We start from the raw sequence: 24081 nt of genomic DNA on the forward strand, positions 1-24081 counted from the left end.
TTAGATTGGGAAAATTGGTTGATCGAGATTTTGAATATTGAGCGTGTAACGGAATGTTCCTGTCTTGACGAAACCGGGGTAATTAACGCTTAAAAAAAGGTTTTTAGCAAGGATCTCAAGTAAAGGGTGCCGGTTTGTGATGCCCACCAACGGATGTCCCAATATTGTTTTTTGTCGCAGCCTGGTTTTTTTCAGGCTGTGGCTAAAACAATATTACCGTGAAGTCTCTAAGCATCACAAAGCGGCACTCTTTACTCTCGTTAGCAAGGCAATGGGTGCTGGATATTTAATTGGATGGAAAGACAATCGATATAATGGATAATCGATTGGGAAACGTTACAGCACTTATTGCCTTTTAGAACATTCCTAAAACCTTTTTTTAAAACCGCTGTGGGGTGGCGGGGTTTACTCGCGGGATTTTTATTGATTTTTATCTGTGCTCGTGAATGCTGTCGCATTTGCGGATTGACCAAGATGCTCAGATAGAAACGCCGAGCGAAAGAAGAATTTACCGAGTTATAGACGGATACTTTTACGGGGAATTTGGGCGACGCGAAGGGTGGTTTTTGGGCTAATCTAATTTTCTCGTTAGACAATTACTCCAGCCCAAAAGTTGCCCTGGAGCGGCGACCTGCGTTCCGGTTAGGAGGATGTGCGTGGCTGTTTTGCATAATGTTATTATAGGCGCTGACAAAGCATCATTAGAAAGACATTCACCAATAGCGCCTATAATGCAACATTATGTAAAAAAGCTTGGGGGAAAAAATTACCGGCGCAAGTCACGCAGTGTACGTGTTATTGCACCAATAACTGTGACGGTAATTTTTGCGAGCGTTGGGATGGAGTGCAACAAACCTAATTTTCAGTCCTTTGCCAATATAAATTCAGTCATTCCCGAAACATATAGCTCGGCAGTTTTTCTTAAAATATTGTGGTGAAACGCATTGCTTTATACCTGATCCTTTATGTAAAGGATAGTTTCTATTAGTTGAGTATGCTTTATTTCGTGGTGCATTTTCAGTTTTTGCAGTCGCTAAATCTTGACAAAATACACTTTTATTAAAAACCTATCGAAAGATTTACAAAAAAACTCCTTCCCGGTCTTGGGAAATTATTCCAATCGGAATAGGTTGAATAATAAGTATCCAGTATGTTTTCGACACCGCATTTTGTATGTACTTTACTTTTATTGAGGTTGAATTTATAGCCCAAGTTCATATTGATAATCGCATAATCAGGTGTTTCATCTTCTCCGTAAATTGAACTGAAATGGGTTTGCTTTGCATTGCCTTGAAAAATTATCTCTGCAGAAAGTTTTTCTTTTGTATAAAGCAATGATGTTGCATACCGTAGCGGACTTATAAATGGCAAGTTTACATTTTCATGATCTTTCCCTTGGCTGTAAACGCATTGTATATTCCATTTTAATAGTTTTGAAAATTGATATTCAGACGTAAAACTGACATTAATAATGGTAGCATATTCTAGTGATGTGTATATTTTCACGCCTGTTGCGCCTATGGTCATTGGAACCAGACTCAAATCAGGCTTCCCGACAATATAATCTGCAATATGAAAGTAAGAAGCTGCAATTTTTAGATTCACTTTTTCTCTCTTGAACCCTAAATAAGCATTTCCTTCGATTGATTTTTCATTTTTCAAATCAGGATTGCCGATGTTATCGTAATTTTCAAAACTGTTGAACAAATAAAAGCCATAGGCTTCAGTAACCGATGGTGCTCTTTCGCCATAAGCGGCGCCAAATCCGTAGGAAACACTGTGCTTTGCATAATTGTAATTGGAAGAAATGCTTTTTAAGAAACGATTTTTTTGCGCCTTCATATTGGTATAGAAAATCTGCAAACTGTTCAATCCAAATTCGCTTTCAATTTTGTTAGTATGACTGCCCAAAGCAGCCGTAAACTTAAGGAATGAATGGCAATTCAAACTGTATTGATCTTCTATAAACGCACCATTGTAAAAAGTACTTACGTCTGGCCACGTCAGCATAAACATGAGTTTTTCATTAGGGTCTTCCGGATACATTGTCATCTCTGCCAATGATTTATTGTAGAATGAATTTAGGTTGACCAAAAAATGGTGGTTGCCTTTAATGGCTGTAATTTTTGAATAATAACCGTAGGTTTTACTCCAACCCGGCATATCCATGTGCACGGGAACAAATGGTCGTTTGGTGTCATCCATTTTGTGCATGATGGTGTTGAAATATGCTTTGGTTTCCCAATGGGTAATTATAGATTTTAGCGGAGCATATTCATACTTTAAGGAAGCAATAATCGCTTCTGCTATCGAAACATCCATCGGTAAAGCCGGATAGCCTACATCGGTGGCTTTGTCGTAAATTAATGAACCCTCAACGAGTTTATTTTTTCCTAATTTAAAACCTGAAGTCGCTGAAAAGTTTCTTTTTTTGAATTGAGAAAACAACACTTCTTTGTTATTTCCGGCTTTATAATTTTCGGCATCGCGGTACATAAAATCGACATCAACATACACCAAACTATCGACATAATTAATCGCTGAGCCCATAATTTTTTGTTGGTTATTGGTTTCAAAACCAGTAGTGAAGTTAGTATTCCATTTTTGGGTTTTAAAATTAGTTCTGGTTCTTTTCAAATCGATAGAGCCACCAATAGTACTGCCATAACAAGCACCTTCTTGCCCCGAGCTAATCGTGGCTTCAGATAAATTGGACACTTCAACATATGAGGTGATTGGATCCATTTTATCGGTACAAGCACCAAAAATTCGCATCCCATCAATGGTGATTAACGTTCGTTCGGTGGGCATCGAATTGATTAGCGGTTCCCAAGCATATGCGCCTCGTTTGATCATGTCGATTTTTGTTGACTTTTGTAAATAGTCGTCAATAGACGTTAGTATTTTAAATTGTTTGCTCGCGAGTTGTGCTTTGTTTCCAATAACAATAACCTCTTGCATTTGGATGGGTTGCAGGCTATCTTTTTTAGTTTCTTGGGCCAAAATAGCTGAAAACAAAAGCAGTGACAATAAGGTAAAGGTTGTTTTTTTCATGATTGAATCATTAAAAAAGGTCAAAAACCAAACTGAATTTGACCTTTTTTATATTACCCAAATTAGAATTCTATTTCAAAAAAGATACTGCTTTCAGTAATGCCGTCTGCGATGGCTTCTCCTTTTACAACAGTTCCGTCCGGTTTAACCAATTGTAGGTTGATTTTCCAATAGCCTGTCATCGTCAAGGATAATTTGCCATTATACAAACCACCAACTGTAGCTTGTGTAGCGTTTACATTATTTGGCGAACTGTGGTTTCCCATACTGGGCATTCTCGGGTCAATTTTTACAGTATAGCCATCAACTACCGAAAAGGTCATCATGTCAACCATTTTCCATACGCCAACTACGATGTCATTCACCGCCACTTTAGGATGCTCGGGTGCTACATAAGCTACTAAATATTTTACCCCATCAGCGCCCATAAAGGTATTGACTGTTCTTTGGCTTGAAGCAGGAACATCGACTACTGAAGTTGCGGTATACGAAACATCGTCAACGGTGTAATCAATTTCTATATCCCAATACTCGGTTTCATTTTGTGCCATTTGAAACATGATGTAACCTTCATACAAGGTTCCGGTGGCTGTGACTTTTTTTACTTCTGAATACGGACAAGAATGCGTCATCATGGCCATGTGCATTTTTGGCATCCATGAAACCGTAGCGTTTTTTAGGTATTGATTGGTTGTTTTGTCTTTTATTCGTAATTTAATTTCATTATACCCTTGTTGCGTTGCGCCAGTGTGCGAGAATAATTCGATGGTATGGGTGTCGTTACTAATTTCTTTGAATTTGGTTAAGCCTTCTAGTTCATTAGCTGTTGGATATACCACATTATCATCATCATTAGAACATGAACTGAATGCTAAAGCCATAAATACAATGGCGAATATTTTGTTTAAATATGTTTTCATTTTTATTGATTAAAGTTTTTAGAATAGGTGCCTGAAAAATTGCTTTTCAAAACGATTGGGATGTGGAAATCCCGTCAACTCCTTTTAAGAATTGAAAAATTGATTTAGAACTGAGAAAGAATAGCTTACAACTTACAAGAAGTGTTCTTTGCCCAAATAGTTTAGGCTATTTTTGCAGGTGGATGAAAAACGGAGCAACTTACCGTGTGAAAGTATAAGTTGGCATAGTTGTCTCCAATAGTAGTTTTACTATGAAAAAAAAATTGTGTCGCAACTAATGTAATGAGGTCTTGAAAGAATAAAATCTCAACTTCTTGTCTCGAATTGTCTTTTTTGTTAGAATGAATTGGCTTTTCGCTTTCTGATGCTTTGGCCAATTCTTTGATCAAATGGCATTTCCCGTTGCACTCTAATTTAGGCTCAGCCTTGTTAACACATAACACTTTAGCGATATAATCATAGTTGGTCACGTATTCTATTACTGGAAAAACAGGCTTGAGAATTATGGCGAAAACCAGTATGAGAATCACTTTTTTCATAAGACAAAGTTACAGTCGAAAACGGGGTTCGTTATATGATTCTGGTCATAGTTTTAGTAACTTTAGAAAAATTAATTTTGTAACCATAAGTACCAATGTCTTTTAAACAAAGACTTTTCAGCTTAAAAACACTTCATTCACGATGCAAATAGATTTAGATTTACTCTTTTCTTGGGGAGCCATAGCTAAAGAATACAAGAAAAACGAAGTGATTTTTGTTGAAGATGAAGCGGCCAATTTCTATTATCAGATTATTGAAGGATGTGTGAGAATGTTCAATTCTAATGATGATGGAAAGGAATTTACACAAGGTTATTTTGCAATGGGCCAAAGTTTTGGAGAACCTCCTTTGTTTATAGACGAAAAATATCCATCAACAGCCGCGGCATTTCAGGATTCTAAAATCATCAAACTCTCTAAAGATAAATTTTTAAAAATCATTGATGAATATCCCGGTATCCAAAAACAATTTCTGCAGCTCATGGCCAAGAGAATCCATAGTAAAGCAAAAACGTCTAAAGACATCATCAACCAAAAACCCGAATTTAGAATCTTAGCATTTTTGAATGCGCACAAAAAAGGTTCTGGTAATTGCAAAGAGGTGGTTCCGTTTACGCGGCAGGAAATTGCCAATTTTACCGGCTTGAGAGTCGAAACCGTTATCAGGGCATTTGCAAAAATGAAAGCAACAAACAAAATCGAAATTAACAATCATAAAATATATTTCTGATGCCTTTGAAAAGTAAGTTTTGGTTGCAATTTTCTTTAATAAATTTACTGATAGTTGCTTTGTTAGGACTTTTAATGCGCTACAAAATTGGTTTCGAGTTTCCTTTCTTAGATCAAAAACACCTGCAACATTCGCATTCACATTTTGCTTTTACCGGTTGGATTAGTCATACTTTAATGGTTTTGATGATTTTGTTTTTAGAAAATAAAACAACGCGAACTGCCAATACAACTTCTAATAAATACAAGAAAATACTAACCGCCAATTTGGTCTGCGCATACGGTATGTTGGTGTTCTTTATCATACAGGGTTACGGGTTATTTTCAATAATTTTTGCTACAGCCTCAATATTTGTAGCTTGTGTCTTCGCCTATTTTTATTTCCAGGATTTGAAACGAATTGCGAAGGATGACTTATCTATAAATTGGTTTAAAGCCGCTTTGTTTTTCAATGTTTTTTCTTCGCTGGGCACTTTTGCTTTGGCTTATATGATGGTGACTAAAAACATCCATCAAAACGAATATTTAGCATCTATTTATTACTACTTGCATTTTCAATATAATGGCTGGTTTTTCTTTGCTTGCATGGGATTGTTGTTTTCAATGCTGAATATCAAATCGAGTGAGAACCTATTTTATGGGCGGGTTTTTAAGTTGTTTTTTATGGCTTGTATTCCCGCGTATTTCCTATCGACGCTTTGGTGGGACTTGCCTGTTTTTATATATGTATTGAGTGTCATTGCCGCTGTTATTCAAGTGTATGCTTGGTTTAGGTTCTTACTAATCATCGTTAAAACCAATTGGGAGTTCCTGGGAAATTTACCGTACTTTTTAAAATATATTTTACTTTTTGTTGGATTTGCCTTGAGCGTTAAATTCTTACTTCAACTAGGCTCTACGGTTCCGGCTTTAAGTCAGTTGGCTTTCGGATTCAGGCCTATTGTCATTGCTTATTTACACTTGGTTTTATTGGCTGTTATTTCTTTGTTTTTGCTGTTTTATATTTATGCGAATCGCTTGATTCATTACAATAAACAAATAAAAACGGGTATCATCATTTTCTCGGTTGGTGTTTTATTGAATGAAGTTATTTTAGCCGTTCAAGGCATCGCATCGTTTAGTTACACCGTGATTCCGTTGGTAAATGAAATGCTTTTTGGCGCAGCCTTTGTTTTGGTTTCAGGAATTGGAATCATGGCTATTTATGCTATTAAAAAAGTTAAAAAACAGCCACTTTTATGATTGCATTCATAAAAGGTCTGTTTCATAATCAGGTACTTTGTAGGTATAATTTGAAAGTATATAAAAGTATTTATTATGAAAAAATCAATTCAAACATTGTTATTGGCAAGCTTATTCATTGCCATGAGTTGCAAGCAAACCAATCAAGCCGCAACCGAATCGACCGCTGAAACTACAGCCGCAACCACTGGCGGACAAGAAAATGTAGTCGACGAAAGTTCTGTTCCCAACATTGTGCAAACCGCCGTAGGAAGTAAAGACCACACCACATTGGTAACCGCTGTAAAAGCTGCGGGATTGGTAACCTCATTAAGCAATGCTGGCCCATTTACTGTTTTCGCGCCCACCAATGCCGCCTTCGACAAATTGCCCGCCGGTACCGTAGAAGGTTTATTAAAACCAGAGAAAAAAGGCGATTTGGAAAACATTTTAGGCTATCACACTTATGTAGGTACCCTGAAAACAGAATACATGCAAGATGGACAAGAGTTTGATATGGTTTTTGGAGGCAAAGTAAAAATCACCAAAAAAGAAGATAAGACCTATGTAAATGGCTCAGAAATAGTAGCATCTATACCTACAGGAAATGGGATTATTCACGTCATTGGCGATGTGCTACTACCTAAATAAAGTTACTTATTAATTCAAATGTTGCCTTCCTATTTTTAAAGTTGAAAAGCGTGAATTGTCGTAATTCACGCTTTTTTGTTATGATTAAAATCATAGAAACAACACCAACTTTTTCTTCTATTTGTTTATTGATATTTTCAAATTACTATGAAACCATTCATAAAGCATCTGTTCATTGTATCGCTATTTCTTGTCTTTTTCTCAGTTTACAATTATACTATTTACACTTCAAAATCGGATTACGGCAACATTCATTTGTCTAAAAAAGCGATTCAAGGAGAAAATCTTTGGTTGAAAAACAATTGCAATTCGTGCCATCAACTCTACGGTCTAGGCGGTTATCTTGGGCCCGATTTGACGAATGTCTATGCCAATCGAAACGAAGATTATTTAAAAGCCATGCTTAACAGTGGTGTTAAAGCCATGCCGAAGTTTAATTTCAACAGTAAAGAAAAAGAAGCACTTGTTCAGTTTTTTAAAGAAGTCAATCAAACGGGTTTTTATCCCAATACTGAAGCCGAATTAGAAACAGATGGTTGGGTTTCAATCAAAAGAAAAAAGTAGGTCATGAAAGCAAATAATTATCCTTTTTATTTTATTGCACTGGGTTTAATTTCACTACTGTTTGGATTGCTCTGCGGATTACTTGCCGGTTTTCAATATGTCATTCCTGATTTCATAAAAGAGACTTTGCCGTTCCATGTAATCCGACCGTTACATACTTTTTTTGTGATTTCCTGGATTTTACTCAGTGCCATTGGCGGTATTTATTTTTATATTAAAAATGCAAATCAAAGCCTCATCAAATGGCATTTTTGGCTGTTTGTTTTCACTGGATTTGGTATTGTTATTTCGTATTTATCGAAAAATTTTGCAGGAAAAGAATACTTAGAGTTTCCGAGTTATTTTTATTTCCCGATTGTCTTGGGTTGGATTTTATTCGGAATTCATTATTGCAAAACGATGCTGCCGAGCTTTAAAAACTGGCCTGTTTATTATTGGATGTGGGCCACCGGAATTGTTTTTATGATCTATCATTTTACCGAAGCGCATTTGTGGATGTTGCCTTATTTCAGAGAAAACTTTATTCAAAATATTGCATTGCAATGGAAATCGGGTGGTTCTTATGTAGGCTCGTGGAATATGCTGGTGTATGGAACAGCTCTTTTTATAATGTCGAAAATTAGTGGCGATGAAAGTTATGCGGTTTCAAAAAAAGCATTCTTCTTTTATTTTCTGGGTTTAACCAATTTAATGTTTGGCTGGGCGCACCACATTTACATTGTTCCGACAGCACCTTGGATTCGCTATTTCGCTTACGGAATCAGCATGACCGAATGGATTATTCTGGTCTCCATCATTTACGATTGGAAAAAAAGCCTTTCCACAGCAAAGAAAACCGAATTCTCTTTAGCCTATAAATTGATGATGATGGCTGATTTTTGGGTTTTCTTGAATATCGTTTTAGCCTTGCTGCTGTCTATTCCTGCGATTAATTTGTTTACACACGGAACGCACATTACCGTGGCGCATTCGATGGGAACCACTATTGGCATCAACACTTTGATTCTTTTATCGTCGATTGCTTATATTATAGAAATCACGAATCCATTGGGTATGCGCTCACAAAAGAACATTCAAATCGGAATCAAAATTTTCCATAGCTCGTTTATACTATTTTGGATCACATTGCTCCTTATGGGTGCCAAAAAAGGATACTGGACTTTTTTTAATCCCACGTTTTCATTTGGTAAATTTCAAGATTCTCTGCATTTGATTTATACCCTATTCACCCTATTTGGCATTGGAATTTTAATTGGGTTGTATATGATTGTTTTTGAGTTTTTGAAAAAACTAAGATCCGTTTCTAAAAACAATATTGAAATGTAATGCTGATGCCAGTGTTTTTTCTTTTATTCTTGCAGAAGCAGGCAAAGCTGCAAGCGTGGCAACATGGTTTCTGAAAGATTGAATGTAATAATTTCCTGTATATTTTTTTGAGTCAAGATAACCAACCATTTGATTCATTTCTTCATCTGAAATTAACTCCGAATGATGCGTGGTTCTCACTTCAAATTGGATGTCGCTTTGTAAAAGAATATCGAGTGATTGCTCAAATTCTAAAAACAAATCCGATTGTGTGATTTGGTGAAATTTACCAGGAATCGCCTTAAAATCTAAAGCCACATAATCGACTAAATTTTCGGCTATTAATTGTTTTAGAACATCAGGTTTAGAGCCATTGGTGTCGATCTTTATTAAGAATCCCAGTTTTTTAATTTCACTTATTTGCGCCATACTGTTCTTATGCAGCAAGCATTCGCCACCGCTGAAAACAACAGCATCAAGCAAGCCTTGTCGGGTTTTTAAAAAGGAAATGGCTTCAGGAAAAGTAATCTTGCCTTTTCCTAAAACAATTTCCGGATTATAACAGTAAGAACAGCGCATATTACAGCCTGCATACCAAAATATGCAAGCTGAATGATTGGGGTAATCGAGTAAAGTAAAGGGCGTAATATTATAAATCGGCTTGGCTAACACTGATTTTCTTTAAAATGAACACGCTGTTTGTGTTCGCCTTTTTTACCAATATTAAAACTCTCTACCGGGCGGTGATAGCCCATTACCCTTGTGTAAACCAGGCATTTGGTTCGCAAATGCTGGTTGCTTTCTGAAACTTCGTTAGTCTTGGTTTTCATGAGATACTTCTTTTTGAGATTCGATGATTAATGCGTCACATTTTGGACAATATTCGTGTTCGCCATTGAGATAGCCGTGAACCGGACAAACACTAAAAACAGGCGTTACGGTAATATACGGCAGCTTGAAATTCGACAATACTGTTTTGACAAAGTTTTTACAAGCCTCTGAAGAACTGATTCGTTCATTCATATACAAATGCAAAACCGTTCCGCCGGTATATTTGCATTGCAATTCATCTTGCATCAGTAAGGCTTCGAAAGGATCTTGCGTGAAATCGACAGGAATTTGCGAGCTATTGGTATAGTAGATATTTTCATTTTGACCTGCTTGAATAATCTTGTCGAATCTTTTTTTGTCTTCTTTCGCAAAACGATAGGTTGTTCCTTCTGCCGGTGTGGCTTCAAGGTTGTATAAATTCCCGGTAGTTTCTTGAAATTCTTTCATCCTATTTCTGATGTAATCTAAAATTTCTACACAAAAATCATTACCGAAACTGCTGGTGATATCTTCGTTGTCATTGGTGAAATTGCGAACCATTTCGTTCATTCCGTTGACGCCAATGGTAGAAAAATGATTGCGAAAATGAGGCAAATATCTTTTGGTGTAAGGAAACAAACCCCGATCATACATTTCCTGAATAAAAACCCTTTTCTTTTCCAGTGTCGACATAGCAATCGCCATTAGTTTATCCAATTGTTCAAAAAGTCCGGCTTTATTTCCTTTAAATAGATAGCCCAAACGCGCCATATTGATGGTTACGACTCCAATACTTCCGGTCATTTCTGCGCTACCGAAAAGGCCGTTGCCCCGTTTTAGCAATTCTCTTAAATCGAGTTGCAAACGACAGCACATACTGCGAACAGCGTTGGGTTTGTAGGCATTTTCATTTTCTACTTTCAGTCCGTTTTCATCCAACTTGTATTGGCTGCCAATAAAATTTTGAAAATAGGAGGAACCAATTTTTGCGGTATTTTCGAAAAGTAGGTCTGTATTTTCGCCATGCCAATCAAAATCTTCGGTAATATTGACGGTTGGAATCGGAAACGTAAACGGCTGGCCATTGGCATCGCCTTCTGTCATGACCGTGTAATAGGCTTTATTGATCAGATTCATTTCCTGTTGAAAATGCTCGTACCGCAAGTCGGTTGGTTTGGAAACACCACGATTTTGTGCTTTCACTAAAAGGTCGTGACTGAAATTGCCTTCAAAAAAGTGGTGGTTGTTCTTGGTCGGGATTTGTTCTTTTAAATCATTTGGAACCACCCAATCGAGTGTGATATTCGTGAACGGTGATTGTCCCCAACGTGCCGGAACATTCAAATTGTATACGAAACTGCGGATGGCTTTCAACACATCATCAAATGATAGATTGTCTTTAAAAACATAAGGTGCTAAATACGTGTCAAACGAGCTGAACGCTTGAGCACCTGCCCATTCACTTTGTAAAATGCCAAGGAAATTAGCCATCTGACCCAATGCTTCTCTAAAATGCGATGGCGGTTTGCTTTCTACGCGACCCCGAACACCATTGAATCCGTCGTTGAGCAAAACCCGCAAGCTCCATCCCGCGCAATAGCCCGTTAGACAATCTAAATCGTGGATATGAATGTCGCCATTTCGGTGGGCGTAACCTTCTTCTTTAGAGTAGACTTTATCCAGCCAATAATTGGCAATAATTTTCCCTGCTACATTGTTGACCAAGCCTGCATTGGAATAGGAAGTGTTGGCGTTGGCATTGATACGCCAATCGGTTTGCGAAATATACTCTTCTATGGTTTGTGAACTGTCCACATACGTCGTGTCGTCATTTAATCCATCAACATGTTCGCGTTGTAGTTTTCGGGTATGCCGATACAAGATAAAAGACCGCATTACGGTAAAATAGTGTTTTTCGAACAGTATTTTCTCTATGATGTCCTGGATTTCTTCAACTGCCCAGGTGTCTTTGATCGCAATAGCCTCAATAACATCTATGTAAACAGATTCATCAAACGGCACAGAAACGCTTTCAAAGCTTTTTAGTATAGCATCCTCTATCTTATAACTTGTGAATGTTTTGTAATCACCATTTCTTTTGATAACATACTTTCCCATAAGTTTTTGGATTTATAATAACGTACTGGATAACCTATCCAGTATGGTAAACTTCTTTTCCAATAACTGCGCTTCTGGAAAAAGGATATTGTTTTCTAAATGGATGTGTTTGTGCAAATCTTGCTCAAACTCCTGCAACATGGCAAACGTTACCTTATAGGTTTCACAGGCATCTGTGGGTGGCGTATAATTATTGGTCAATTCAGCGATCTTGGCGAATCGTTCTCCTTCTGTAGTGTGCTCATCCTTCATCATGGCGATGGGATTATCGACAGACCCAAAATGCGGCATTGTTATAGACTCACTTTTAGATTTTGTTTCGGCCATTCTTTTAATAAACGGAAATAAAACCAGTTCTTCTTTCATCATGTGCTTTGACAATTCACCTGCACCTGCAATAAATAAGTTGTTGATTTCTAATAACTCAGGATGGCGACCGCCATGCACCTTACACAGTTTGTCTAAAAACCTATAAAGTACAGTAGTTTTTTCCTGAACATAACGATGGTGCGTTTTTTCTATATAGTCAACCAATAAGTCTAATGGCCAGGATTTAAAATCAATCCCTTCCTTATTCTTATAGTCCAAGACCGTATTGATTTCCTGTTCCAAGGTTGCTGAATTTATTTGCTTGCTTTCACAGGCTTCGGCTAAAGTACGGTTGCCTTTACAACAGAAATCGATTCCATACTTTGAAAAGATAGCGGCTGTCCTGAAATCGTCTGCTACGTATTGTCCGATTGTTTTTTCTACTAATGTTTCCATTTTTTAATGATTTAATTTATCTTCAATATTACCCATTAGTTACTATTCGCTAATATGACTTAAGTCATACAAAACCTTGTTTTTCAGCAGTTAATTTGCATTGCATTCAATTTCTTTTTTTGTATTATGAATTTCACGCAATTACCTATAAAAAGTTACCATGGAAAAACGTAAAGAGCGCATACTCGATTTGAAAAAGCAAAAAAATGCAGTAATCTTAGCGCACTATTATCAAGCACCTGAGATTCAAGAAATAGCTGATTATGTTGGTGACAGCTTGGGTTTGTCGCAAGAAGCGGCTAAAGTTGATGCAGCTATCATTCTCTTTGCAGGGGTGCATTTTATGGCAGAAACCGCTAAAATTTTAAATCCTAATAAGAAAGTAATTTTACCAGATTTAAATGCCGGATGCTCACTGGCTGATTCTTGTCCGCCGCTTATTTTTAAAAAATTTATTGAAGCGCATCCCGATCATATCGTAATTACTTATATTAATTGTTCCGCAGAAATTAAAGCGTTGAGTCATCTTGTTTGTACTTCGTCCAATGCTGAAAAAATTGTAAATTCTGTACCGACAAATATTCCGATTATTTTTGCTCCCGATAAAAATTTGGGCAACTATATCAATCAAAAAACAGGAAGAAAAATGGTGCTTTGGGATGGTTCCTGTGTGGTTCATGAAGCCTTTTCGCTAGACAAACTGATTGCGCTTCATCGATTGCATCCTGATGCCAAGATCATAGCGCATCCCGAATCGGAAACCCATATCCTTGAGACTGCCAGTTATATTGGTTCAACCTCAGGAATGATTGCGTATGTCAAAACAAGTCCGTTTACCAAGTTTATCGTTGCCACCGAAGCTGGAATTTTATACAAAATGCAACAAGAAGTTCCAGAAAAAATACTAATTCCTGCACCATCACATGAAAATAACACCTGTGCTTGCAGCGAATGTGGCTTTATGAAAATGAATACACTACAAAAAGTGTATGATTGTTTGCTAAATGAAAGTCCGGAAGTCACAGTTTCAAAAGGCATTAGAGAAAAAGCATTAATCCCAATCGAGCGAATGCTTGAATTATCTAAATGAGGATGCATACCGATTATTTGATTATAGGTTCCGGCATTGCAGGATTGACTTTTGCCATCAAAATCTCAGCATTTTTTCCTGACAAGACCATTACCATTGTAACCAAATCTACAGCGGAAGAAACCAATACCAAATATGCGCAAGGCGGCATAGCTGTCGTGCAAAATCAAACTGGCGACCATTTTAAAAAGCACATAGAAGACACGCTCATTTGTGGTGACGGATTGTGCAATCAAGAAGTAGTGGAAATGGTTATAACGCAAGGACCAAAACGCTTGCAAGAGCTAATAGATTGGGGTGCCAAATTCGACATGAATTCAGCAGGATATTTGGATTTAGGACGCGAAGGTGGGCATTCGATTAATCGCGTGGTGCATCATAAAGATCAAACGGGTTTTGAAATTGAGCGTGCCATTTTAGCACAAGCGAATAGTAGAAACAATATACAGATTCTTGACTTTCATTTTGCATTGGAATTAATTTTAGAAAAAAACCAATGTTTTGGCGCTTATGTTTTGAACGAGACAACCAATGAAATTTTGACTATACAATCCGATATTACACTTTTGGCCACTGGCGGAATAGGCCAAGTTTATGGCCATACCACCAATCCGGCTGTAGCAACTGGCGATGGTATCGCAATGGCAAAAAGAGCCGGTGCGACAATAAAAGATATGGAATTTATACAGTTCCATCCGACGGCTTTGTATGATAAAAACGCCACTTCAACTTTCTTGATATCGGAAGCTATCAGAGGTTTTGGGGCTTATTTGCGTACCAAAAATGGTCATCGATTTATGTTAGATTACGATGAAAGAGCCGATTTGGCTTCACGTGATATCGTTTCACAAAGCATTGAAACCGAGTTAAAAAAATCGGGTGAAGCCTGTGTTTATTTGGATTGCACCCATTTGCACCCAGATAATTTTATAAAACATTTCCCCATGATTTACAGACGATGTAAAGATTTGGGCATTGCTATCGAAAAAGATTGGATACCTGTACTTCCGGCGCAGCATTATGTTTGTGGTGGTATTGCTGTGGATAGGAATGGGGAAACCACTATCGAAAATTTATTTGCTTGTGGCGAGAGTTCGCGTACGGGCTTGCATGGCGCCAATCGATTGGCATCGAATTCGTTGTTGGAAGCGTTGGTATATGCCGACAATATTTATAATTTCTTGATAAAGCAGACTTCAAAAAATAGTATGCATCGCAAGGAATTTAAAACATGGAAGCCAATTGAGGAATGTAAAATTGACCCACAATATATTTTAAATACAAAAAACGCTTTGCAACATTTAATGCAAAATAATGTTGGTATTGTTAGGCATGAAAAGGATTTATTAGTTGCAAAAAGCCAACTTCAAAGTTGGAAAAATGAAGTAGTAGCGATGCAGAAACAGCATCAAATCACTAAAGATTTTTATGAATTGAAGAATATGATTGCTGTCGGAATTTTAATTGTGGATCAATCTATTGCACGCCGCGAGAATCGAGGTGGTTTTGTGAAAATATAGATTTTATATGCCGCCCAATCGAATGAAGCTGCCTAAAATCAGCATCGTAATGCCAATTAAAGTTACGGTGATGATTTCAATAATTGCGAGGGTCATTTTCTCTGCAGTTAGTTTTGGAAAGACAAATTTTTGAGAGTGAATTGCCAAAGCTAAGGAAGCGAAAAGCAAGAGCAGTTTTGTAGATATAGTCCTTTCTATCGGACTTGAAAACGAGAACCATTTTGAAACAGGCACGTTATAATCATAAGCTAAAAGGATTCCGGTAAGCACCAAAATAAATAAAGCAGGCATTCCAATTTTACCAAATTTGGAGCGAAAATCATTTAAAATGGAAATATCTTTGTGTTTAATAGTCGCAGGTAAATAACGAAAAGCCAAAAGCAAATGTCCACCAACCCAAATGGTAGCGGCTAAAAGATGTATTATTAAAACGATGTGATGCTTCATGAAGACAATGTTTTATACATCATGGCTGTGGCAATATTCATGGCCCTGTTTTTTATTTCTTCGGCTTTTGGCCCTTCAAAATGATAGTTGACCGTTTTGTTAAACAAATCAATCCAATGCTGAAAATGTGCTTTGGTCATGGTGCTTTTATCGTGTAATTCTTTGTGTCTCGCCATTGGATTTCCATCATAATTTCCGGTGTAGAAAAGGATGTTTTCCCAAAAATCATACATTTTAGGCAAATGCAATTCCCAATTCACGTGTGCTACATCGGTGAATAAATAACCAATCGCTTCATCATTTTTGACTTTATCATAAAAAGCATTGACTAACTTTTCGATGTCTTTTCTATTTCTAATATCTGTTTTCATGAGCTACAAATCTTTGGTTTTGAACTTCTTCAACGAAATAAAAAAGGGTAAGATTGCCCACAAACTCAACAGCACAAAAGAAGCAATTAACCCCACAGCAGTGCCAAAAAAGTCTTTGAAAATCGCACCGGTATAACCCATCATCGCAGAAACATCAAGGTGCAACAAGATTTGAATTCGAGCCAAGTCAATCGGACTCAATGCAGTGATAGCCACCATGGCGTTTTCAATCGGATAATCTTGAAATTGAAACAATAAGAACAAAACTAAACCATCAAAAAGTAGCGCAAAAAACAGCCAGGTCATGATGGCAATTCCGATTCCTTTGGCTTTATCTCTGGTGATAATCGCGCTCGAAAATGCCAAGGCTGTGAAAATAACGGTAATCAAACAACCATTAATGAGCATCATCAAGCCTATACTGTCGGGCGAGTTGATTAATAATGGAATTCCGGCACCAACAAAAAAAGCCAAAATCATCGACAGCGAAAGTCCAAGAAACAAGCTGATCCAAATTTTCCCGCGTTTGATGGGTTGGCTCAAGAGCAGTTCTATAAACTCGGCACTGTTATACAAATAAATCGTTGCAAAAAGTATAGAAACCAATGGTACTGTAAATAAAATAACATTCAAAACGGTCAGGATTCCCTTTGCAGAATTGTCTTCTAATGCGAAAGAACTCCACGATAAGATTGCTAAAATCAAGGTGTATGCGAATACTATCCTGCTTTTGAGAATGTCCAGCCATATGATTTTGATGATTCTGTTCATGATTTTAAAGGATTGCTTTTAAAACTTTATGAGATTCCTGATGGTTCTGATTGACCGACTTGTTTTTCAAAATACTGGCTATCGCTTTAGAGATCTTATCCTCGTTGGTTTCTGCTTTTAAAGTGGCTACTTTTTTATGAAAATAGACGGTCCCGTCTTGCATAAAAATAATTTCGGTAATCAAATCGTCGAGTTCACTGAGCAAGTGTGAAGTAATAAAAATGAGTTTCCCTTTGTCTTTTTCTTGGATGATTTTTTCTTTCAAAATCTCAGCCGCCAACGGATCTAAACCTGCGGTTGGTTCGTCTAAGATTAACACATCTGGATTGAATAAAAAAGCCAATACGGCGCTTACCTTTTGCGTGGTTCCGCCCGATAAAGTTCGCATTTGTTTGTCGAACATGCTTTCGAGTTTGAATGCTTTTAATAAATCTTCATCTAAGGCTTGGTTGCTGTTCCTGATTTTTTTAATCATTTCGATGATTTGACCAATCGTCATATTATCTGGATAGCGACCAATTTGTGGCATATAGCCAATGTTTTCGCGGTATAAATGTTCTCCTAAAACCGATTTTCCATTGAATTCGATGGTGCCTTTATCGGGCAAAACCATCCCAAGAATTGATTTGATTAAAGTAGTTTTTCCACAGCCATTTGGGCCAATTAAGGCAATACATTCTCCTTTTTTGCAAGAAAGATTGATGTCTTTGAGCACTTCTAATTTCCCGAATTTCTTGCTAATATTTTTTATCTCAATCATAAAGGCAGCGATTTCATTAGGGGCGTTTTATCTATAAAATTATCGGGCGTTATACTAGGCAAAACTTTCTCGGATTTGTCTAATAGCGTAATCATAAAGCTTCGGTAGAGCAACATTGCCGATGGTGTGTTTTCGGTTAAAATTGCAAACAAACTCAACGGATGATATGGTACATCGCCCAGGTCGTTTTTATCCAAATCGTAACCTTCGTATTTGTCCCAATAATTGGCGTTGAATGTATTTAAAACCAAACTGCCGTTGGTGCTGATGTCGAAAGTGTTTTTCATATAATTATTGTTCACAATTTCGTTATCCATACAGCTTGCTTGAATTTTCATGCCCCAGCCATTCGATTCAAACACGTTCTTTTCTACTTTAATACGCGAGGTGCCTTCCATGTAAATTCCTGACGTATTGCGCGCAAATTTGTTATTAAAAATGTAGCTGTCGGCAATTTCTTTAAGCAGCAAACCGTAAGCTGAATCGCCCCAATTTTCTTCAAAATAGTTATTGTACATCTTGACATTTTTGGTAAACATCACCGCCACGCCTGCTCCGTTATTTTTGAAAACATTGGTGATGTAGGCATCGTCATTAGAAAACATAAAATGTAAACCATAGCGAATGTTTTTGTTGGAAACGTTTCTCCAAATGACAGACTGCGTTACAAATTCGAAATAAATCCCATCGCGATGTCCTGAAATTTTGTTGGCGATAATTTGAAGGTTGTCGCTTTTCCAGCAGTGAATACCATTGCCGATGAGTTGTTCCTGTTTGCCGTAAGCGGTTATCTTATTGTTTTTTACGAGACAGTTCCTACAGTTCTGGAGGTAAATTCCGAAGAAATTATTGTTGAGGATGTTGTTCTCGATTTTGACAAAGGTGCAATCGTAAACTTTAATTCCGCATGGATCATCAAGTGACGCATGTCCTGAGTTGATGATTCTAAATCCTTTGACAATTACACTATCGGCACTGATGGAAACCACTTCGTGTTTTTGTTGTCCATCGAGTGTTGGAAAGTCTTTACCCAGGAAAACGACTTTTTTACTGATCAGAATATTGCCTTCTTTGTAAGTACCTTTATACACCAAAATCGTGTCGCCATCAACGGCCAATAGTAGCGCTTGTTTGATTTTCTTACACGGAAACTGAGTTCCCACTGCAATGGTTTTCGCATTTGCTATGGAGAAGAATAAGGCGCATATTGTCAATAGTAAATTTTTCATTTAATAGGAATTATACACTTCTTTCCAAGTGATGGCTTCTGCATGCAGTTGGTTTTGATATTCTTGTTGTTTGCCCATTGTTGCAAAAGCAGCACAATTGCCTCGCATTGGGGAATTGATTGTGCCGCCTCTCAATAGGAAGCTTTTTTCTACAGGTATAAACGAATTGTCTTTAAGATAGTCATTTACAAAAAAAGCTTCATACGGAACAACGGTATTTGATTTTGCAAATTGAATCATGCAAGCGATATCGTCAAACTTGTAGTGTCGGCCTTTTTGCGTAATCAGTTGGGCGGCAAACTTGCTATTTGAAATGGTCATTTTACAGAAATCGCAGGGATCTGCATTTAACTTGATTGGTTTGGGTTCTTTTGAGCCACATGACATTAAAAAACCAATAGCCAATAAAGTGAGAAATATCTTTTTCATAATCTTACAATTTATTTCTTAGTGAACAATTGGTATTCTTTTAGCACAATAAAAAGTAAAAGTAATCCACAAGCGGTCAAGAACCATCCTCCTGTATCGGGAATAGAATAGGCACCAAAGTTTAACAACTGCTTATAACCTATTAACGGCGGTTGGTAGGCCATTCCTGGCACTTTTATGGCTGCGTTTGGGTCGAGGTTATGGCCGTATTCATAGTTCCACCTGTAAAAATCGATGGCGGCCAATACTACGAAAAAGATATAGAAAATCAAAAACCCTAAAATTGCCTTTCTTTTTGCAATGACAATTAAGAGTATTGAGATTAACGCAAATCCGCCAAAGATATACGGCAATACCGCAAATTCAAAAAAGTTCTCGGTGTGCAATGTTGCCATACCGATATAGTGATTCAATCCGTTGATGATGTCTACATCGCCTCCGATTTTGTTGGCGTGCAAACGTAGCACTAAACCTTCGGGGTATTGGGGTGCCTCTAGCTGAATCTGCCACATCGGAACAAAAAGGGCACCTACAAAAAGGGCAGCTACAACCAACAGTATCGCCTTAGATACTATTGAAATTTTAGTTTTTTTCATTTTTTGCTATTTGAAAAAAGTATAAAAAAATGAACCATTAAGCCATCTATTTGTACAAGCCTGACTTGACAATTTCAATTTCTTAATGGTTCAAAATGCTTTACTTTCTATTAAATTTATTTTGTTGCAGCGGGCAGATTTGTTCCTAAGCTGAAGCTTAAAGGGACATTGCTTCCGGCGGGCGAAACCCTGATATATCCTTGCATTTCCTGGTGCAATGCGCTACAGAAATCGGTGCAATAAAAAGGTAAAATTCCGACTCTGTCTGGCGTCCATTTCAGGGTTGCTGTTTCTCCAGGCATGATTAGAAGTTCTGCCGTATTGGCCCCTTTTATGCCAAATCCGTGAGGCACGTCCCAGTCTTGTTCGAGGTTGGTCACGTGGAAATAGACTTCGTCGCCCATTTTTATTCCTTCAATGTTATCTGGGCCAAAGTGAGAGCGAATAGAAGTCATGTAAACATGTACCTGATTTCCTTGACGGGTTACTTTTGACTCTTTTTCGCCTTTCGCTGCGAATGGATGATTATTATCCCCTATTTTATAGAATTTTAGCTGACCGTTGTTTCTAATTAGGTCGGCAGGTGCTGCTTGCGCATAGTGCGGTTCGCCAATGGTAGGGAAGTCTAAAATGAGTTTCATTTTATCGCCGCTGATATCAAATATTTGGGCTGATTGCGCCAATTCGGGTCCCGTTGGTAAATACCTGTCTTTTGTAATTTTGTTATAAGCCACGAGGTATTTTCCGAAAGGTTTTTTAGAATCACCTCCTGGTATGCATAAGTGACCTACTGAGTAATAAGTTGGAACACGGTCTAAGACTTTAAGTGATTTGATGTCCCATTTTACGACTTCGGACGATACAAAGAAAGTGGTATAGGCATTTCCTTTTCCGTCAAACTCGGTATGCAAGGGGCCTAAGCCTGGTTTTTGCACTTCACCGTGAAGTGCTGCTTCATATTTAACTACGTTAATTCCGCCGTAATCTCCGTCAAATTTTTTGTCTTTGATGGCACCCATGAGTTTGCCAAAACTAAATACTGGAATCAAGGCTGCTAATTTTCCAGAACCTACGATGTACTCACCCGAAGGGTCTACATCGCAACCATGCGGCGATTTTGGACAAGGAATCATGTAGCAAATGTCTTTAAGTGCGGCTGCATCAAGCACCAGAACTTCTGTTTTGGTTTCTGAAGTTGCTGAATGTGTTTTCTCGTTCCACTTGTTGTGCACATATTTTACCGCTTGCTTCTTTCCTTTGCCAGCTTTGATGTATTCTTCTGCTTTTTTCCAGTTTACTGCCATGATAAAATCTTTGTCTTTTTGAGACGCATTGACTTCTAGCAAAGTATTGGCTTGCTCTGTATTGTAACACGAGAAAAAGAACCAACCGTGTGACTTTCCTTTACCTGCATGCGAGAGGTCAAAATTTACTCCCGGTGTTACAATTTGAAAAGCCAAATCCATTTCACCTTCTTTACCCACTTTTACAAAGCTGATATGACCCTTAAAATTCTGTTTGTATGTATTGATGGGTACGTCACCATCTGAATAATCTGCTGGTACGCTAAAACGGGTTCCCGCTACGACATACTCTGTATTTTCTGTGATGAACGGCGAAGAGTGATTACCGCCGCTGTTTGGCAATTCGATAATTTCTGCGGTTTTAAATGTTTTAAGATCTATTCGAGCAATACGAGGTGTATTGTTGGCATTACCAAAAACCCAACGCCCATCCACTTCACCATTGGTTTGCGACATTTCAGTATGATGCAAATCATCCCACGGCACAAATCCGTGCGAGGTGTTTAACATGGGTTTAGTCTCTTCGCTGTAACCCCAACCTTTTTCAGGGTCTACAGAAAAAACCGGGATAACTCTAAATAACCTTCCGCTCGGAAGTCCATATACGCTTAACTGACCACTAAAGCCTCCGGATACGAAGTTGTAGAACTCGTCATATTTCCCGGGTGCTACATATGCTTTTTCGGCATCACCGATGGCGGCATCACTTGAATCTTTGGGTTTACAAGAAGTTAATAATGCACTTCCTAAAACCAGCACTAACATTGCTTTTACAAATTTATTTTTCATATTATTGAAATTAAAACCGTCTTGTCGCTTTCACCCAACAAGACCGCTTGTTGTTTTTACTTTACGCCGTCGTTTTTACGCATGTATTCTAGAATGCTTCTGGCTTCGGTGTCGGCTAATCCTTGGTTTGGCATACGTACCAAACAAATTTCAAGTTGTGCCTGTACTTCGGGATCTTTGTCAATCATAGGATCGGGATTTGTGATGAAATTCATAATCCATTCTGGCTTTCTTCTTTCAGTAACTCCTTTCCAGCCTGGACCAACCAATTTTTCATCGGTGGTTTTGTGACAAGAAGTACATTTTACTCCGGCCACTTTTTCACCCTCTGTTGCCATGGTTTGATCTAGCGTGGCCGCTAAGTCGACCTTGTCAAATTTGCCCTCCCCTCTTTTTGGGTCATAAGAAGAAGGATCGGTTGAAGTTGTTGGTTCTTCTGTTTCGGGTTTAGAGAAATCATTTTCTGATTTTTCCTTTTTACCGCATGAGGTGAATAAAGCCATCGCGGTAATCAATAATAATAGTTTGTGCATGGTGATATTTGTTTAGAATTATACTTCAAAGGTCTGCATAGAATAGGTTATGTTTTATGACCGTAATCATATAACAGGTTTTTTTACACGAATTTGACTGAAGTTTGTATACTAATCGAAATGTTTTAGGTAACTCAATGACGCGAGTATAGAGTAAAAAATATTATTTAGAATTATTAAAAATAAGTTAATTTTTATTTGGATTGGATATAAATAAATAATTAGGTTTGCTGAAAATTTATGATCTAATGAAATTATTCCGATACCTCTTATTCCTCTTTGTTACCAATTTTATGTATTCTCAGATTAGTCGGGATAGTTTGGCTATGAAAAAATTAAAAGCCGAGATTAAGGACGAACTGCTAAAAGAAATCCAAAATCAAAAAAAAATCTACGAAACCAATTTAAACCATGGTTTAGATAAATTCTCATTACACGGATATGCGGTAGTAAACTACTATAACTATGATTACGACACTGACCCAACGCTGAAAGACAAGATTGATGCCGAGCGTTTAAACCTATATCCAGAATACCAATTCAATGATTGGATTGCCTTTCGCTCGGAAATAGAGTTCGAGCATGGAGGTACCGGAGCCTCAATTGATTATGATACGCAAGAAGAATTTGGAGAATTTGAACAAGAAATTGAAAAAGGTGGAAGTATAAAATTAGAACAAATTTATGTTGATTTCTTAATCAAACCCTATTTGAATGTAAAAGTGGGAAGAATTAAAGTCTTGTTTAACCTAGCCCAAAGTCTTGATGATCCTGATGAGTATTTTACCACACACCGACAAGAAATGGAAAACGCACTCACGCCATTAGGTTGGTATGAATCTGGAATTGGTATTTACGGAACTTTTGCTAAAAAATTCAATTACTATTTTACATTCACAAACGGATTGGATTCGTCAGGATTCAACTCTAGTGGTTGGATTAAAAATGGGCACCAAGAAAGATTTGAAATGGTCAATGCCGAATCATTTGCGACCATGTTGCGACTCGATTATAAGTATGGGAAGCACAAACATACTTACGTTGGTATGTCTGCATACATTGGTGACTCTGCTACCAACAGACCGAAAGAAGACATGAAAGAAAGTGCTTATGTTACCCTATTGGAAGGTCATTTTACCTACAACGAATATCCTTTACGGATTTACACAACCGGTATTTATGGAAATCTTGAAAACTCTAATATTACCCGTTGTGCGGTTTAATTTCCCAAGGCATGCTTCAGATGATTTAATGGTTTTCCATTGAGGAAGTTGATGTATTGTAAAACTGCCACGCTACTTATTTTGGTACACATCCTTGCAAATAAACCGTTCAACGTTTTCGCATAATTCCGTTTCAGATATAACTGATCACACATTTGAGAGAACAAGGTTTCGATTCTTTTTCGGACATATCTGTAATTTGGGTTCCATGTGGTTTCACGCCGCTTCATATTAGCCCTTAGTGGTGTGACAAGTCGTATCCTGTCGTTTTCAAAAAGAGAAGTCTGATAGCCTAAAGTAAGGTATCCTTTGTCCGCAATTATTTCTGAATCAGATAGTTTAT

General features: G+C 37.6%; 25 protein-coding genes. 8 read left to right on the forward strand and 17 right to left on the reverse strand.

The genetic code is table 11. The features are described 5' to 3' along the window. Positions 1–1059: 1059 nt before the first annotated feature. The 3 genes from BLP55_RS14400 to BLP55_RS14410 all read right to left on the reverse strand — a co-directional run bounded on the left by BLP55_RS14400 (position 1060) and on the right by BLP55_RS14410 (position 4513). Entirely contained in the window at positions 1060–3054 is a 1995-nt protein-coding gene (locus tag BLP55_RS14400) for a TonB-dependent receptor plug domain-containing protein (protein ID WP_091146033.1), read from the reverse strand. 62 nt (positions 3055–3116) lie between these two features. Continuing rightward, on the reverse strand, positions 3117–3974 hold the full coding sequence (locus tag BLP55_RS14405) for a FixH family protein (protein ID WP_091146037.1): 858 nt from the start codon (positions 3972–3974) through the stop codon (positions 3117–3119). 161 nt (positions 3975–4135) lie between these two features. Beyond that, positions 4136–4513: a hypothetical protein gene (locus BLP55_RS14410; RefSeq protein ID WP_244503471.1), complete on the reverse strand. Its 378-nt coding sequence runs from the start codon at positions 4511–4513 to the stop codon at positions 4136–4138. A gap of 142 nt (positions 4514–4655) precedes the next feature. Between BLP55_RS14410 and BLP55_RS14415 the strand changes: the two genes are divergently transcribed. The 5 genes from BLP55_RS14415 to BLP55_RS14435 all read left to right on the forward strand — a co-directional run bounded on the left by BLP55_RS14415 (position 4656) and on the right by BLP55_RS14435 (position 9004). Next, complete coding sequence (locus tag BLP55_RS14415) at positions 4656–5243, forward strand: Crp/Fnr family transcriptional regulator (RefSeq protein ID WP_091146042.1); 588 nt, start codon at positions 4656–4658, stop codon at positions 5241–5243. After that, positions 5243–6484, forward strand: a complete 1242-nt coding sequence (locus BLP55_RS14420) for a hypothetical protein (RefSeq protein ID WP_091146047.1) — start codon at positions 5243–5245, stop codon at positions 6482–6484. Before BLP55_RS14415 ends, BLP55_RS14420 begins: the two co-directional genes overlap by 1 nt. A 75-nt stretch (positions 6485–6559) precedes the next feature. Then, complete coding sequence (locus tag BLP55_RS14425) at positions 6560–7114, forward strand: fasciclin domain-containing protein (protein WP_091146052.1); 555 nt, start codon at positions 6560–6562, stop codon at positions 7112–7114. Between the two features lie 147 nt (positions 7115–7261). Then, positions 7262–7678 carry a c-type cytochrome gene (locus BLP55_RS14430; protein WP_091146056.1) on the forward strand — a complete coding sequence of 139 codons (417 nt, stop codon included), beginning with the start codon at positions 7262–7264 and terminating at the stop codon, positions 7676–7678. Between the two features lie 3 nt (positions 7679–7681). Then, positions 7682–9004 (forward strand): cbb3-type cytochrome c oxidase subunit I, encoded by a 1323-nt coding sequence (locus BLP55_RS14435; RefSeq protein WP_091146061.1) that lies wholly within the window; start codon positions 7682–7684, stop codon positions 9002–9004. Here the strand turns inward: BLP55_RS14435 and BLP55_RS14440 are convergent. The 4 genes from BLP55_RS14440 to ric are packed head-to-tail and all read right to left on the reverse strand — an operon-like array spanning position 8969 to position 12676. Beyond that, on the reverse strand, positions 8969–9655 hold the full coding sequence (locus BLP55_RS14440; RefSeq protein WP_091146065.1) for an anaerobic ribonucleoside-triphosphate reductase activating protein: 687 nt from the start codon (positions 9653–9655) through the stop codon (positions 8969–8971). The genes BLP55_RS14435 and BLP55_RS14440 overlap by 36 nt on opposite strands. After that, positions 9649–9813: an anaerobic ribonucleoside-triphosphate reductase gene (nrdD, locus tag BLP55_RS17360; RefSeq protein ID WP_139149688.1), complete on the reverse strand. Its 165-nt coding sequence runs from the start codon at positions 9811–9813 to the stop codon at positions 9649–9651. Before nrdD ends, BLP55_RS14440 begins: the two co-directional genes overlap by 7 nt. Further along, a complete protein-coding gene (locus BLP55_RS14445) occupies positions 9797–11911 on the reverse strand; it encodes a ribonucleoside triphosphate reductase (protein WP_091146068.1) in 2115 nt (704 codons plus the stop codon). Before BLP55_RS14445 ends, nrdD begins: the two co-directional genes overlap by 17 nt. Positions 11912–11923: 12 nt before the next feature. Further along, the gene (gene ric, locus BLP55_RS14450) at positions 11924–12676 is read right to left on the reverse strand and encodes an iron-sulfur cluster repair di-iron protein (protein WP_091146071.1); all 753 of its coding nucleotides are present in this window, start codon (positions 12674–12676) and stop codon (positions 11924–11926) included. Positions 12677–12836: 160 nt separating this feature from the next. On the opposite strand from ric, the gene nadA reads away from it, so the two are divergent. Both nadA and nadB read left to right on the forward strand, forming a co-directional pair. Then, complete coding sequence (gene nadA / locus BLP55_RS14455) at positions 12837–13766, forward strand: quinolinate synthase NadA (protein ID WP_091146074.1); 930 nt, start codon at positions 12837–12839, stop codon at positions 13764–13766. A 2-nt stretch (positions 13767–13768) separates the two neighbouring features. Beyond that, positions 13769–15286 carry an L-aspartate oxidase gene (gene nadB / locus BLP55_RS14460; protein ID WP_091146117.1) on the forward strand — a complete coding sequence of 506 codons (1518 nt, stop codon included), beginning with the start codon at positions 13769–13771 and terminating at the stop codon, positions 15284–15286. 3 nt (positions 15287–15289) lie between these two features. Here nadB and BLP55_RS14465 read toward each other — a convergent pair whose 3' ends face one another. The 9 genes from BLP55_RS14465 to BLP55_RS14505 all read right to left on the reverse strand — a co-directional run bounded on the left by BLP55_RS14465 (position 15290) and on the right by BLP55_RS14505 (position 22515). After that, positions 15290–15733, reverse strand: coding sequence for a copper resistance protein CopD (locus tag BLP55_RS14465; protein WP_091146079.1), 444 nt, complete (start codon positions 15731–15733; stop codon positions 15290–15292). Beyond that, positions 15730–16104, reverse strand: a complete 375-nt coding sequence (locus BLP55_RS14470) for a group III truncated hemoglobin (protein ID WP_091146082.1) — start codon at positions 16102–16104, stop codon at positions 15730–15732. The genes BLP55_RS14465 and BLP55_RS14470 overlap by 4 nt, the downstream gene beginning before the upstream one ends. 3 nt (positions 16105–16107) lie before the next feature. Continuing rightward, positions 16108–16875 (reverse strand): ABC transporter permease subunit, encoded by a 768-nt coding sequence (locus tag BLP55_RS14475; protein ID WP_091146086.1) that lies wholly within the window; start codon positions 16873–16875, stop codon positions 16108–16110. A 4-nt stretch (positions 16876–16879) separates the two neighbouring features. Continuing rightward, positions 16880–17635 carry an ABC transporter ATP-binding protein gene (locus BLP55_RS14480; RefSeq protein ID WP_091146090.1) on the reverse strand — a complete coding sequence of 252 codons (756 nt, stop codon included), beginning with the start codon at positions 17633–17635 and terminating at the stop codon, positions 16880–16882. Next, positions 17632–18864, reverse strand: a complete 1233-nt coding sequence (locus BLP55_RS14485; protein ID WP_091146093.1) for a nitrous oxide reductase family maturation protein NosD — start codon at positions 18862–18864, stop codon at positions 17632–17634. The genes BLP55_RS14480 and BLP55_RS14485 overlap by 4 nt, the downstream gene beginning before the upstream one ends. Then, positions 18865–19293 carry a nitrous oxide reductase accessory protein NosL gene (locus BLP55_RS14490; protein ID WP_091146095.1) on the reverse strand — a complete coding sequence of 143 codons (429 nt, stop codon included), beginning with the start codon at positions 19291–19293 and terminating at the stop codon, positions 18865–18867. It lies immediately after the preceding gene. Between the two features lie 11 nt (positions 19294–19304). Then, a complete protein-coding gene (locus BLP55_RS14495) occupies positions 19305–19889 on the reverse strand; it encodes a hypothetical protein (RefSeq protein ID WP_091146099.1) in 585 nt (194 codons plus the stop codon). A gap of 116 nt (positions 19890–20005) precedes the next feature. Beyond that, positions 20006–21982 carry a Sec-dependent nitrous-oxide reductase gene (nosZ, locus tag BLP55_RS14500; protein WP_091146103.1) on the reverse strand — a complete coding sequence of 659 codons (1977 nt, stop codon included), beginning with the start codon at positions 21980–21982 and terminating at the stop codon, positions 20006–20008. A gap of 56 nt (positions 21983–22038) precedes the next feature. Further along, positions 22039–22515, reverse strand: coding sequence for a c-type cytochrome (locus tag BLP55_RS14505; protein WP_091146107.1), 477 nt, complete (start codon positions 22513–22515; stop codon positions 22039–22041). Between the two features lie 326 nt (positions 22516–22841). On the opposite strand from BLP55_RS14505, the gene BLP55_RS14510 reads away from it, so the two are divergent. After that, positions 22842–23738, forward strand: coding sequence for a hypothetical protein (locus tag BLP55_RS14510; RefSeq protein WP_211516834.1), 897 nt, complete (start codon positions 22842–22844; stop codon positions 23736–23738). Here the strand turns inward: BLP55_RS14510 and BLP55_RS16850 are convergent. After that, on the reverse strand, positions 23735–24081 hold a 347-nt coding region (locus BLP55_RS16850), incomplete at its 5' end, for a transposase (RefSeq protein ID WP_139149689.1). The genes BLP55_RS14510 and BLP55_RS16850 overlap by 4 nt on opposite strands.

Source organism: Flavobacterium caeni (assembly GCF_900101895.1).
Taxonomy (GTDB): Bacteria; Bacteroidota; Bacteroidia; order Flavobacteriales; family Flavobacteriaceae; genus Flavobacterium; species Flavobacterium caeni.